The 12,144-nt window shown below is 72.0% G+C and carries 14 protein-coding genes; 7 read left to right on the forward strand and 7 right to left on the reverse strand.

The window, feature by feature from the left end; all coding sequences use genetic code 11:
* Positions 1-10: 10 nt before the first annotated feature.
* From ACQEVG_RS29900 to ACQEVG_RS29915, 4 genes are all read right to left on the reverse strand, one after another.
* Complete coding sequence (locus ACQEVG_RS29900; RefSeq protein ID WP_313904670.1) at positions 11-94, reverse strand: putative leader peptide; 84 nt, start codon at positions 92-94, stop codon at positions 11-13.
* Positions 95-201: 107 nt separating this feature from the next.
* Complete coding sequence (locus ACQEVG_RS29905; protein ID WP_432989485.1) at positions 202-768, reverse strand: GNAT family N-acetyltransferase; 567 nt, start codon at positions 766-768, stop codon at positions 202-204.
* Between the two features lie 215 nt (positions 769-983).
* A complete protein-coding gene (locus ACQEVG_RS29910; protein ID WP_432989487.1) occupies positions 984-2,261 on the reverse strand; it encodes a GAF domain-containing protein in 1,278 nt (425 codons plus the stop codon).
* 276 nt (positions 2,262-2,537) lie between these two features.
* Positions 2,538-4,172: an acyl-CoA dehydrogenase family protein gene (locus tag ACQEVG_RS29915; RefSeq protein WP_432989489.1), complete on the reverse strand. Its 1,635-nt coding sequence runs from the start codon at positions 4,170-4,172 to the stop codon at positions 2,538-2,540.
* A 17-nt stretch (positions 4,173-4,189) separates the two neighbouring features.
* Here ACQEVG_RS29915 and ACQEVG_RS29920 point away from each other — a divergent pair, with 17 nt between their 5' ends.
* Positions 4,190-5,332 (forward strand): YihY/virulence factor BrkB family protein, encoded by a 1,143-nt coding sequence (locus ACQEVG_RS29920; protein WP_432989491.1) that lies wholly within the window; start codon positions 4,190-4,192, stop codon positions 5,330-5,332.
* A 64-nt stretch (positions 5,333-5,396) separates the two neighbouring features.
* The gene (locus ACQEVG_RS29925) at positions 5,397-6,140 is read left to right on the forward strand and encodes a DUF6597 domain-containing transcriptional factor (RefSeq protein ID WP_432989493.1); all 744 of its coding nucleotides are present in this window, start codon (positions 5,397-5,399) and stop codon (positions 6,138-6,140) included.
* Here ACQEVG_RS29925 and ACQEVG_RS29930 read toward each other — a convergent pair.
* Entirely contained in the window at positions 6,080-6,472 is a 393-nt protein-coding gene (locus tag ACQEVG_RS29930) for a VOC family protein (RefSeq protein WP_432989495.1), read from the reverse strand. The two genes, ACQEVG_RS29925 and ACQEVG_RS29930, sit on opposite strands and share 61 nt — an antisense overlap.
* A 144-nt stretch (positions 6,473-6,616) precedes the next feature.
* On the opposite strand from ACQEVG_RS29930, the gene ACQEVG_RS29935 reads away from it, so the two are divergent.
* Positions 6,617-7,339, forward strand: coding sequence for a response regulator transcription factor (locus ACQEVG_RS29935; protein ID WP_432989497.1), 723 nt, complete (start codon positions 6,617-6,619; stop codon positions 7,337-7,339).
* A gap of 5 nt (positions 7,340-7,344) precedes the next feature.
* Positions 7,345-8,466: a sensor histidine kinase gene (locus ACQEVG_RS29940; RefSeq protein ID WP_432989499.1), complete on the forward strand. Its 1,122-nt coding sequence runs from the start codon at positions 7,345-7,347 to the stop codon at positions 8,464-8,466.
* Between the two features lie 62 nt (positions 8,467-8,528).
* On the opposite strand, the gene ACQEVG_RS29945 is transcribed toward ACQEVG_RS29940, so the two are convergent.
* On the reverse strand, positions 8,529-9,320 hold the full coding sequence (locus tag ACQEVG_RS29945) for a CbtA family protein (protein ID WP_432989501.1): 792 nt from the start codon (positions 9,318-9,320) through the stop codon (positions 8,529-8,531).
* Positions 9,321-9,339: 19 nt separating this feature from the next.
* Positions 9,340-9,555 carry a CbtB domain-containing protein gene (locus ACQEVG_RS29950; protein WP_432989503.1) on the reverse strand — a complete coding sequence of 72 codons (216 nt, stop codon included), beginning with the start codon at positions 9,553-9,555 and terminating at the stop codon, positions 9,340-9,342.
* Between the two features lie 272 nt (positions 9,556-9,827).
* Between ACQEVG_RS29950 and ACQEVG_RS29955 the strand changes: the two genes are divergently transcribed.
* From ACQEVG_RS29955 to ACQEVG_RS29965, 3 genes are all read left to right on the forward strand, one after another.
* Positions 9,828-10,424: a histidine phosphatase family protein gene (locus ACQEVG_RS29955; protein WP_432989505.1), complete on the forward strand. Its 597-nt coding sequence runs from the start codon at positions 9,828-9,830 to the stop codon at positions 10,422-10,424.
* Positions 10,425-10,708: 284 nt separating this feature from the next.
* Entirely contained in the window at positions 10,709-11,362 is a 654-nt protein-coding gene (locus ACQEVG_RS29960; protein ID WP_432989507.1) for a hypothetical protein, read from the forward strand.
* A 30-nt stretch (positions 11,363-11,392) separates the two neighbouring features.
* A complete protein-coding gene (locus ACQEVG_RS29965) occupies positions 11,393-12,106 on the forward strand; it encodes a DUF1775 domain-containing protein (RefSeq protein WP_432989509.1) in 714 nt (237 codons plus the stop codon).
* The last annotated feature ends 38 nt before the right edge of the window (positions 12,107-12,144 follow it).

Consider the following 12,144-nt stretch of genomic DNA (forward strand, 5'->3'; position numbering starts at 1 on the left):
TGCTGGGCTGTCAGCAGGCCGGACAGATGGCGCTGGACATGCGGCCGAGGTCGACGTGCCGCCGACTCACCAAGGCAATTCCAGTTCCAGACATGACGGAAGCGTGTCACGGCGATCCGACGACAGTCCACTGCTATCCATAATGTGGACAACACTGTCCCGCATCGCGAGACAGTGTGCTGTCCGTCACTCAGGTCCGCTTCAGCGGTGGGCGCCGGGCCACGGTCCGGGCGTGGCAGCCTCCGGCTCCTCTTCCACCTTGGTGTCGAAGAGAGTGAAACCGCGCCGCAGGTAGTTGTCCATCGCGTGCGGGCCGTCCTTGGAGCAGGTGTGCAGCCAGACCCGCTTCGTCGGCGGCAGCCCCGGCCAGCGCTCCTCGAGGTCCCAGGCCCTGGCGACCCCGTACGACAGGAGATGACCGCCGATCCGGCGGCCCCGGAAGGAGGGGATCAGCCCGAAGTAGACGATCTCGACGGAGCCCCCGTCCTGCGCCTGAAGCTCCACATAGCCGGCCGGGGTGCCCTTCTCGTAGGCCACCCAGGTCTCGGTGCCCGGCCTGGCGAGCTCCTGCTCCCACTGTGCGTAGGTCATGCCGAGCCGGTCGTTCCACTGGATGTCGCCACCGACGGCCGTATACAGAAACCGGCTGAACTCGGGGGAGGGCAGCTCGGCGCGGACGATGCGCAGATCTCCACCGGGCTCGGCGGAAGGCCGCTGATCCGCGGGCGAGGTCTGTTCCAGGGACCAGGTCGTGACAGTGATGCTCATGAGCCCCAGGGAACCATGACGTCATGATCCGGCCAATGCCGAGCCTCGGTTTCCCGGCGTCGGGCGCAAGCGCGGGCCCGGCGTCCGGGCACGGGCCCGGCCGGGGCGCGATCATCGGCACCCGGTGCGGGCCCGGCGCCGTCGGCGTCATGCGACGTGCCCGCACCATCGGCGTCAGTCCGCTTCAGTCCGCGTCGGCAGCGTCGGCAGCGTCGTCATTCGGCGTCCCCGCGGGCGGTCCGTACCGCCGGGGCCATGGAGTCGGGGAGCAGGTCGGCACGGCGCTCCGGGCGGACCAGTTCCACCTCCACCTCCTCGGTGAAGCGGTACGGGCGGTGCGCGAGTACCTGCGCCAGATGGCGCCGCAGGCGCGACATCTCGGCCCGTACCGTCACCGTTCGCGTCGGGTCACCGAAGACGTCCTGCGCCAGTTGCGCGGCGCTGCGCCCGTCCCGGTGCACCGCCAGCACGTACAGCAGCTCGGCATGGCGCGGGCTGAGCTCCTTCACCCAGCTGCCCGCCTCGCCCGACACCCTGAGCGACGGGGGCCGCGGCCCGCTCAGATCGAGCACGACGCGGGTCGCGGCCGCGGAGTGCTCCGTCACCCGCAGCAGCCAGCCGCCGGGCAGCGGCTCGGCCGTGCACATGCCGAGCGCCGGCAGCCAGAGCCGGCCGGAGCCGAGGGACTTCGGCAGCGCGAGGCGCCCGGGCGGCTGCATGCCGATCACCGCGGCCGGCCAGCCGTTCACATCCACCGCCAGCGCCCGGCCGGTCAGCCGGCCGAGCAGCGGCGACGCCACGCTGCGCAGCCTGTCGAGCGCCGCGAAGTGCCGGTTGCGCAGCTCCGCCTCCGCGAGGCGGGTGACCGACGTGACAAGCGTGAGCGTCGCCGGGTGCATCGCGGACAGCGGCCCGCTGACATCGACCACTCCGATCAGCCGGCCGTCGCGAGGATCCGTGACCGGAGCCCCGGCGCAGGTCCAGGTGTGGTGGCTGGAGACGAAGTGCTCGGCGGAGTGCACCTGCACCGGCCGCCGGGACACCAGAGGAGTGCCCACGCCGTTGGTGCCGACCTGGCCCTCGTTCCAGTCGGCGCCGAGTACGAAGCCGTGCGAGTCGCCCTTGCGCAGCACGCTCGACTTGCCCTCGCGCCACAGCAGCCGTCCCTCGGGGTCCGCCACGACCATGATGTGCTGCGCCGAATCAGCAATCGAGACCAGGCCGTCCCGCAGCACGGGCAGCAGCTCCCGCAGCGGCGAGGCCTGTCTGCGGCGCTCTATCTCCTCCAGCGGCAGCAGCCCTGCCCTGCGGTCCCGGTCCGGATCCATACCGCCGCGCAGCATCCGCTGCCACGACTCCTCGATGTCCGCGCGCGGGCCGACCCGCGAACGGCGGCCGCTGAGCGTCGCATCCCGTACCCCCTTCAGCAGTCGGGTGGCCTCCGCCGTGTCCATGGCGGCGAGCCTGGCCATGTCGAGCGTTGTGTTCTGCACTGGGGTCCTCCTGGCGACGCCAGCGTCCAAAGCGGGGGGCTGGCTCAATCCTGCCCCTCTCCGACTGCCGTGCGTGGTGATACGGCAGACAAGGCTGCAACCCTTTGCAACCCTCGCGAACGCGCGTGCGTATGAACGAAAGTGACGGTGCGCCGGTTCGCCGGTGAGTCATGCACCGCACTGCCCGCACCGCGGGGTGCATGACGGAGCGCGGGGTGGTGCCGTGTCGGCGCAGCACCACCCCGACATTCATCCAGGGGCCCGGGACAGGGTGCGTCAGACCACGGCCCGCGCCCGCTCCACGACCGACGCCAGATCGAGCGTGTGCGGCAGCGTCCCGAAGGCCGTGCCCCAGTCACGCCCCAGCCGTGACGCACAGAACGCGTCCGCGACCTCCGGCGGCGCCCAGCGCACCAGCAGCGAGCCCTGCAGCACCAGCGCCATACGCTCCACCAGCCGGCGCGCCCGCGCCTCGATACCGTTCAGATCGGCCAGCTCGGCCAGCAGGTCCTTGATCGCCCCGTCCAGCCGGTGATCGGCGCCGCGGGCCTTGCCGACCTCCTGGAGGAAGGCGTTCAGCGCCTGCGGCTCCCTCTGGAGCGCGCGCAGAACATCCAGCGCCTGGACATTGCCCGAGCCCTCCCAGATCGAGTTGAGCGGCGACTCGCGCAGCAGTCGCGGCATCCCCGACTCCTCGACGTAGCCATTGCCGCCCAGACACTCCAGGGCCTCCGCCACCGTCGGCGTACACCGTTTGGTCACCCAGTACTTGGCGGCGGGCACCGCGAGACGCAGAAAGGCCCGCTCCTCCTCAGTGTCGGTGTCGTACGCGGCGGCGAGCCGCAGCCCCAGCGTCGTCGCCGCCTCCGACTCCAGCGCCAGATCGGCCAGTACGTTGCGCATCAGCGGCTTGTCGATCAGCAGCCCGCCGAACGCGCTGCGGTACGCACTGTGGTGGATCGCCTGTGCCACCGACTGGCGCATCAGCGCGGCCGACCCGATGACGCAGTCCAGCCGGGTCGCCGCCACCATCTCGATGATGGTGCGCACCCCACGCCCCTCGTCGCCGACCCGGCGTGCCCACGTCCCGTCGAACTCGACCTCGCTCGACGCGTTCGACTTGTTGCCCAGCTTGTCCTTGAGCCGCTGGATCCGGAACACGTTCCTGGTCTCGTCCTCCAGCACCCGCGGCACCAGGAAACAGGTCAATCCTCCGGCCGCCTGGGCGAGTACCAGAAAGCCGTCACTCATCGGAGCGGAACAGAACCACTTGTGACCGGTGAGCAGATACTCCCCGTCCCCGGCGAGCGGCTCGGCCCGCGTCGTGTTCGCCCTGACGTCGCTGCCGCCCTGCTTCTCCGTCATCCCCATCCCGAACAGGGACCCCGCCTTCACCGAGGCGGGCAGCAGCCCCTCCTCGTACACCTGCGAGGTCAGGCGCGGCTCCCACTCGGCCGCCAGCGCCGGGTCCGTACGCAGCGCGGGCACCGAGGCGTGCGTCATCGAGACCGGACAGCCGTGCCCGGCCTCCGCCTGCGTCCAGACGAGAAACCCGGCCGCACGCCGCACATGGCCGGCCGGCCGGCCCCAGGCGTTGGTCAGCCCGGAGGTGACGGCCTTGCCGAGGAGCCGGTGCCAGGCCGGATGGAAGTCCACCTCGTCGATCCGGTTGCCGTAGCGGTCGTGGGTCTTGAGCTGCGGCGGATTCTCATTGGCCTGCGTGCCCCACTCCTGGGCCTGGGCGGAGCCCGCGGTGGTGCCGAGCCCGGCGAGCTCCTCTTGTGCCTCGTCGAGGAGTTCCGGCGCGACATGCCGCTCCACGGCCTCCGTCAGAGCCCGGTCGCTGGAGTAGACGTCGTACCCCACCAGGGGCGGAGCCTGGTTGGTCACTGTGTGGGTGGTAGCTGCCATGCCGATACGGTAAGGAGGTGCAGGCAGCAAATGAAACACCCGAGCGGCCATCGGGCCGACTCCACCGGGCCAGAGTCCTCTACCGCAACGTCTCCAAGCGGAAGATGGCATGGCTGCTGCTGAAGGACACGGTCAACTCGGCCATCGAGTACCGCATCCTGGGCCTCGCGGCCGAGGCGGCGTTCTTCACCCTGCTGTCGCTGCCGCCGCTGCTCCTCGGCATGATCGGCCTCCTCGGATACGTCGACGGCTGGACGAACACCAACACCGTCGCCTCCATCGAGGAGAACATCCTCAACGCCGCCCGCACGGTCCTGTCCGACCGGGGCGTCCACGACATCGCCGAACCGCTCCTGACGGACGTCACCAAGGGCAAGCGGCCCGAGCTGATCTCCATCGGCTTCGCCATCGCGCTCTGGTCGGGATCGCGGGCGGTGAACGTCTTCATCGACACCATCACCGTGATGTACGGGCTCGACGGGCAGCGGGGCATCGTCAAGACCCGGCTGCTCGCCTTCCTCCTCTACATCGTCGCGCTGCTGATCGGCGCGGTGGTGCTGCCGCTGGCGGTGGTCGGTCCCGACCGGGTGGTGGAGCTGCTTCCCTGGGGCACGGAAGTCGTCTCGGTCCTGTACTGGCCGGTGGTGATCCTGCTCTCGATCGCCTTCCTGACCACGCTGTACCACGTGTCGGTCCCGGTGCGGTCGCCGTGGATCGAGGACGTGCCGGGCGCGCTGGTGGCGCTCGCCATATGGGTCCTCGGCAGCTTCCTGCTGCGCATCTACCTCACCAGCACGGTCGAGGGCCCGACGATCTACGGCTCCCTCGCCGCGCCCATCGCCGTCCTGCTGTGGATCGGGATCTCCGCCTTCGCGGTCCTGGTGGGCGCGGCGGTCAACGCCGCGATCGACCGCGTCTGGCCGTCGGTGGCCACGGCGGCGGCACGCGCGGCGAACGAGCGCGCGCGGGCCGCGCATGCGGCGCAGCTCCTGGCACGGGCCGAGGCGGTCAGGGTCTTCGGAGAGGGCGAGTCCGAGGACGAGGAGGGCGGGGACATGCCGTCCGAGTTCCCGGAGCGGTGGTCGCGCTTCCTGCCGCCGGACGATGTGAAGTCCCGGCTGCACACCGGGCGGGACCACGGCAAGGAGCCCAAGGAGTAGCCGCGGCGCAGGCGCCCCGTCCGGATCAATGCCGGGGCGTACGGGAGCGATTAGCCTCACTGTCATGTACGAGGAACGGGCGTCGCTGCTCGAAGGCGCCGTCGTCTGGACCCGGACGGAGGACGCCCCCGCCGCCCGCACAGGTGCGGTACGCCCGGTCCTGCCCGACGGCTGTATGGATCTGCTCTGGGCCGACGGCCGCCTCCTCGTGGCGGGACCGGACACTCATGGGTACGTCCCCGACGTGTGGGGCGTGCGGTACGTGGGGGTGCGCTTCGCGCCCGGCACCGCGCCCGTCTTCCTCGGCGTACCGGCGCACGAGCTGCGCGACCGGCGGGTGGCCCTTTCCGATCTGTGGGGCGCGGCCGAGGCCCGCCGCCTCACCGAGCGCATCGACGAGGCCGCGGACCGGGTGGCGGAGCTGGAGGCCGTGGCGCTGCACAGGGCGGCAGCGGCCGGACCGCCGGACCCACTGCTGGGCGAGGTGGTCCGTCGCCTGGAACGGGGCGGCACGGTCGCAGGCGCGGCCGACGCGGTCGGCCTCGGCGCCCGCCAGCTGCACCGCCGTTCCCTGGACGCCTTCGGGTACGGGCCCAAGACGCTGGCCCGGGTGCTGCGGCTGCAGCGGGCGCTTACGTTCGTACGGGCAGCGGTGCCGTACGCCGAGGCGGCACTCGGCGCGGGCTGTGCCGACCAGGCACATCTGGCCCGTGAAATGCGCGATCTGGCCGGAATCACGCTCGGGACCTATGTGGCGTTCGCGAACAGCGACACGGCGCAGCCATCGGGGTCCAGTACGAGCGCGTAACGCTGTCCCCAGTCGGCGTCCCAGGGCTCGAGGTGCCCCTTGTGTCCGGCGCCGGTCAGCTCGGCGTAGACCGAGTCCACCTCGGCGGGGCTGTCGCAGAGGAAGGCGAGCCCCACGCGTTCGCCACCGGTGGGCCGGGCCCATTCGGGGTCGAAGGAGCGGATGGTCTCCTCGGTGTCCCACAGCACGCGCAGCCCGCTGGGAAGCGTGGCCTCGGCGTGGGGCGCGGTGTCGGCGTCGGCGGGGATGTCCAGGCCGAGGCGGCGGTAGAAGGCGAGAGAGGCGGCCATGTCGGCGACGACGAGGCCGATCGCGTCGAGTCGTGGAGTCATGACCTCACCGTAGGCAGGGCCCGGACCTGCGGTCTTGAACGAATCGGACGTCCGGGGTGTTGCCCGACCCGGTTCTCGGGGGCGTCACAGTTTCGTAAGGCGGTCCGTCCCGTGTACCGCGCTCCGTACGAGGACACTGGCGGTATGCACAACATTCTGGTCGTCGACGACGATCCGACCGTCGCCGAAGTCGTCACCGGCTATCTGGAGCGTGCCGGCTTCACCGTGGACCGGGCCGCCGACGGGCCCCAGGCGCTCCGGCTCGCCGCCGACCGCGTACCGGATCTGGTCGTCCTCGATCTGATGCTGCCGGGCATGGACGGCCTCGAGGTGTGCCGCAGGCTCCGGGCGGGCACGCTCGCCGCCGTACCGGTGATCATGCTGACCGCGCGCGGCGACGAGGACGACCGGATCCTCGGGCTCGAAATCGGGGCGGACGACTATGTGACCAAGCCGTTCAGCCCGCGCGAGCTGGTGCTGCGTGTCGAGTCCGTGCTGCGCAGGGGCGGCGCGGCGGCCGAGCGGCGGACCGGGCCACGGCTGGTCGCGGCGGGCATCGTGCTCGACCCGGCGGCGCGGCGGGCCACCAAGGACGGGCAGGAACTGGGTCTGACCCTGCGGGAGTTCGACCTGCTCGCGCATCTGATGCGGCACCCGGGGCAGGCGATCGGCCGGGAACGGCTGATGCAGGACGTATGGGGCTGGGAGTTCGGCGACCTGTCCACCGTCACCGTCCATGTACGGCGGCTGCGCGGCAAGATCGAGGACGATCCGGCCAGACCGCGGCTGATCCAGACGGTGTGGGGTGTGGGCTACCGCTTCGACGTGCCGCCGGGCCGGAGCGCGCTGCCGCGGGAAGAGGCCTGATCATCGTGAGCGACATGCTTCTCATCGCCCTCTTCGCCTTTCTCGGGGCCGGCGCCGTCGGCCTCGTCGGCGCACTGGTCCTGCGCCTGCTGCGCCACCGGTCCGTTGCCGTCTCACTCACCGTCGTCGCCGCCGTCGCGGTCACCGCCATGCTCGCCGGAACCCTCGCCGTCGCCCAGGCGATGTTCCTGTCCGCGCACGACCTGACCGTCGTCACCACCGTCGTCGCGATGGCGGCGGTCGTATCGCTGGCCACCGCGCTGCTTCTCGGGCGCTGGGTCGTCGCCCGCAGCCGCGAACTCGCGCTGGCGGCACGCTCGTTCGGCGACGGCGGCGCCTTCGCCGCCCCCGACGGCGCGTCCACCGCCGAACTGGCCGCTCTAAGCCGCGAGCTCGCCACCACCAGCGACCGGCTCGCCGCGTCCCGCGAACGCGAACGCGCCCTGGAGACTTCCCGCCGCGAGCTCGTCGCCTGGATCTCGCACGACCTGCGCACCCCGCTGGCGGGGCTGCGCGCGATGTCCGAGGCCCTGGAGGACGGCGTCGTACTGGAGCCGGAGCGCTACTTCCGCCAGATCCGTACCGAGGTCGACCGCCTCAACTCCATGGTCGGCGACCTGTTCGAGCTCTCCCGCATCCACGCGGGCACCCTGGCTCTCACCCCGACCCGGATGTCGGTGTACGACCTGGTGGGGGAGGCGCTGGCGGGCGCGGACCCGCTCGCACGCGAGCACGGCGTACGCCTCGTGGGCGACCGGGTGGAGCAGATCCCGGTCGAGGTGGACGGCAAGGAGATGACCCGCGTCCTGGCGAACCTTCTCGTCAACGCGATCCGCCGGACGCCCGCAGACGGCACGGTCGCCGTCGCCGCGGAGCGCCGCGAGGACCGGGTGGTCCTCTCCGTCACCGACGGCTGCGGCGGCATCCCCGAGGACGACCTCCCGCGCGTCTTCGACACCGGCTGGCGCGGAACCCAGGCCCGTACGCCCCCGGCCGGCGCGGGTCTTGGCCTCGCCATCGTCCGCGGCATCGTGGAGGCGCACGCCGGGCACGCCGACGTACGCAATGTCACGGGCGGCTGCCGCTTCGAGGTGTCGCTGCCCGCCGCTGCCGCCCAGAGCGGCTGAGCGCACATGCGAGAGCCCGCCGGGGATGCCCCGGCGGGCTCTCGCAGTGGTGGCGCCGTGCGTCAGCCCGCGGCGGCGGTCGTACGCGAGGCCGTACCCGTCCCTTCGGACGCGGTGCCCGTTTCTCCGGACGCCGTGGCGGCGCCCGGAGTCAGGAGCCGCTCGGCGAGGTGGCCGAAGGCCAGCCCGAAGAGGGCCCAGAAGACCACCTGGACGGCAAGCGTGGCCAGCCGGAACTCCCAGATCACGGTGGCCGGGAAGTCCTTCGGCACCTCGTTGAACGACGGCAGGAAGGCGAAGGCAAGACCGGCGGCCACCACGAATGCGGCCGTGGCGGCGGCGGTCGCATTCCAGTTGCCGAGCCGGGGAGCCAGCCGCTTGCCGAGGATCACCGCGGCGACCGCCAGCAGGACGCTCAGCAGGATCATCAGGAAGTACAGCGTTGTCCGTTGGCCGATCGTCTCCGGGTCACCGACGGCAGGCGGGTTCGGCGGGTACTTCAGATACGGCACGACGTACACGCTCAGCAGCGCGCCGAGCGCGACCAGGGCGGCCGTGGCGCGCGGCCCGAACCGGCCGATGCGGCCGAGCGCGACGCAGAAAGCGAGGGCGGCGATGCCTCCGATCGCGAGGCCGAAGACCAGCACACCGGTGGCGAGGCCGGCCGTGGACTGCATGGCACGGCTGACGAGTTCCTCGCCGCCGTGCTCATGGCTGTGGGACTCCTCGAAGGCGATGGCGGCGTCCACGGGGGACTCGCCGAGAGTGTACGCGACGGCCAGTGCGAAGACACCCGCGATCAGGCCCGCGATCATGCCGCGGACCAGCAGGGCTCTTACAGATATGGAGTTCATGAATCTTCCCCAGGAGGTATCAGTGGCAGGGGAAGCCGAGCAGGTGGCGTCCGTCGTGGACCCACTCGTGCACGTTCTCACCGGAGATGACGGAGACGGCGCCCTGCTCGGCGCCGACGAAGTAGAGCAGAACCAGCATCAGAATGCCGAAGAAGAGTGCCCACGGGGCGATCGCCTTCAGCGAGATGGGGGTGATGGCCGGTGCGGCGATGGCGGGCGCGGCAGACTGTGCCATGGCAGAACCTCCTGGGGGAACACGCGTCCCGATCGTGGTGCCTGAGACGAGGGTGCTGGGTCTGACTTCCCGCGTTTCCCACAGGGGAACCTTGGTTCACAGTGGCGCGACCGTGCCGGATTCTCACCGGACTTCCATCACACCGTCGTCATGTCCACGAGACCGTACCGCTTGCGGGCCCGCACCGCTACGGCGCACGGGCGCATGCGTGGGCGCCTGAACGGCCGTGATGTGCTTGGAGCATGGCCCGCCTGGGGAGAGGAACGTACGCCATGACGCTACGGGTGATGTTGATCTCACCTGCGACGACCGCGGCGCTGCGGGAGGTCCGCTTCGCGGGCGACGGCCCGCTGGACGGGGCGGGGGTGCGCCGCGCCCGCGCCGTGGCTGGCGCGTTGCCGCGCGCGGACCGGGTCCTGAGCGGCCCGTCCGCGCGCTGCCGGGAGACGGCGACGGAGCTGGGTGCGCAGGCGCGGGTCGCGGAGGAACTGGGCGACTGGGACATGGGCCGTTGGCGCGGGCGCCGCCTCGAGGAAGTGAGCACGAGCGAGCCGGAGGCGGTGTCGGCCTGGCACTCCGACCCGTCGGCCGCGCCGCACGGCGGCGAATCGCTGGTGGCGCTGTGCGCGCGGGTGGGCGGCTGGCTGGACTCCCTGGACGCGGGACGGGTGCTGGCGGTGGTGGAGCCGACGGTGGTCCGGGCGGCGGTGGTGTGGGGGCTGGGGTTGGCGCCCGAGGTGTTCTGGCGCCTGGATGTGGCTCCACTGACGCTGACGGAACTGAGCGGGCGGGCGGGGCGGTGGAACCTGCGGTGCGGCCGCCGGTTGGCACCGGAGGCGGGGTCTTCCCCCACCCCGCCCCTTCCCTGAACCGGGGCTCCACCCAGGACCCCGCCTTTCGGGGCTCCGCCCCCGTACCCGCCCCCCACGCCCTGCGGGCGTGGGGGGACCCCCATCTCCTCAATCGCCGGAGAGGCTTGATTTTGCCCGGCCGAGATTGAGTTCAGGCCGGACAAACAAGCCCGTCCGGCGATTGAGAAGTCGCGGCCGAAGGTCGCGTTCGGGGTCCGGGGCGCAGCCCCGGGGAACAAGCCCGCCGCGGATGTCCAAGACCGCACACCCACCCGCCCCATCTCGTGAATGATGGCCCCGGCATGCCGCGAATCCTCCCTCCCTCCACCCGCAGCGCGCCGCGCGCCCGGTGGAGCGTGCGGAGCGCTCGGGCCGGTGTGTTCGCCGTCGCGAGTGCGGGTCTCGCCGGTGCCGGTCACCATGTCGCGTCGGGCGAGCCCGTCGCCTGGCGGCTGCTGGTCCTCGCGGCAGGTACCGCCTTCCTCGGCGCGCTGCCCTGGGCCGCGCGGCCGCGCTCCCTCGCCGCCGTCGTGAGCGCGACGTGCGTCGCTCAACTGGTCCTCCACGAGGTGCTGGCGCAGGCCGGACCCGACCGGCACGGCACCCCGCACGGCACCGGCCACCTCGTTTCCGGCGAGCACGGCGTACACCCGGGCGCGGCCGTGATGCTCCTCGCGCACACGCTGGCCGCCGTGGCCGTGGCGGTGCTGCTCCAGCAGGCGGACGACCAACTGGACTCGCTCCCACGGCTCCTGGACCAGCTCGCGGCCACCGTCCGGGCCACCGTGGCGCGTTGGCTCGGCCGGCTGCGTACGCATCCCTGCCCGGGCGCCGACGCCACGCGCGCCGCGGCCCGGCCGCGCCGGGCCGCAGGGACGCCCCCGTACGCCGTCCTCGCGCATGTCGTGGTCCGCCGCGGCCCTCCCGGTCATGGGCAGTCGCCGTCCCACCCATGACCGTTCGCTTCGAGGAGTTGACCCACGACCATGAGTACCTTCCCCCTGCGCGCCGCCACCCGGCGGACAGCGTTCGCGGCCACCGCGGCTCTCGCCGCCGTGCTCGCCGTGGCCGGACCGGCCGCGGCCCATGCCGAGGTGAATGCCTCGGACCCCCGCGCCCTGGCGCAGAACGTGACGCTGACGTTCACCTCCGAGGCCGAGTCGGACACCGCCGGCATCGCCAAGCTCCAGATCGTCCTGCCCGAGGGCATCACCCCGGACGCCGTGAGCCTGAAGGAGGCTCCGGCGGGCTGGAAGCTGACGCCGTCCCAGGGCGGCTACACCGTCGGCGGCAAGGCGCTGGCCACCGGCACGGACGCCGTGCACAGCATCACGGTCAAGCAGCTGCCCGATGCCAAGTCGCTCGTCTTCAAGACCATCGAGACCTACGGCGACGGCAAGGTCGACCGCTGGATCGAGCTCCCCAGCGGCGGCGAGGAGCCGGAGAACCCGGCTCCGGTACTGGCCCTGAAGCCCGCGGCCCCCGGTGCGACCGCAAGCTCGGCCGCGCCGACACCCTCACCCACTCCCACTCCGCCGAAGGCGGCCGCCGCGCCGAGCGGGAAGACGGCCGAGACGGCCGAGAAGGACGACGCCGCCGACAACGGGGTCGCGATCGCTGTCGTCGCTGCCGTGGCGGTCATCGCCGCGGGCTTCACCGTGTGGTGGTTCAGGCGCCGCCCGGGAACCGACTCCGCCTGACGGCCAGGAACGGGGCCGGGCGCGGCACACTCCGTGCC

Origin of the sequence: Streptomyces sp. CA-135486 (assembly GCF_050936555.1) — a bacterium.
Taxonomy (GTDB): domain Bacteria; phylum Actinomycetota; class Actinomycetes; order Streptomycetales; family Streptomycetaceae; genus Streptomyces.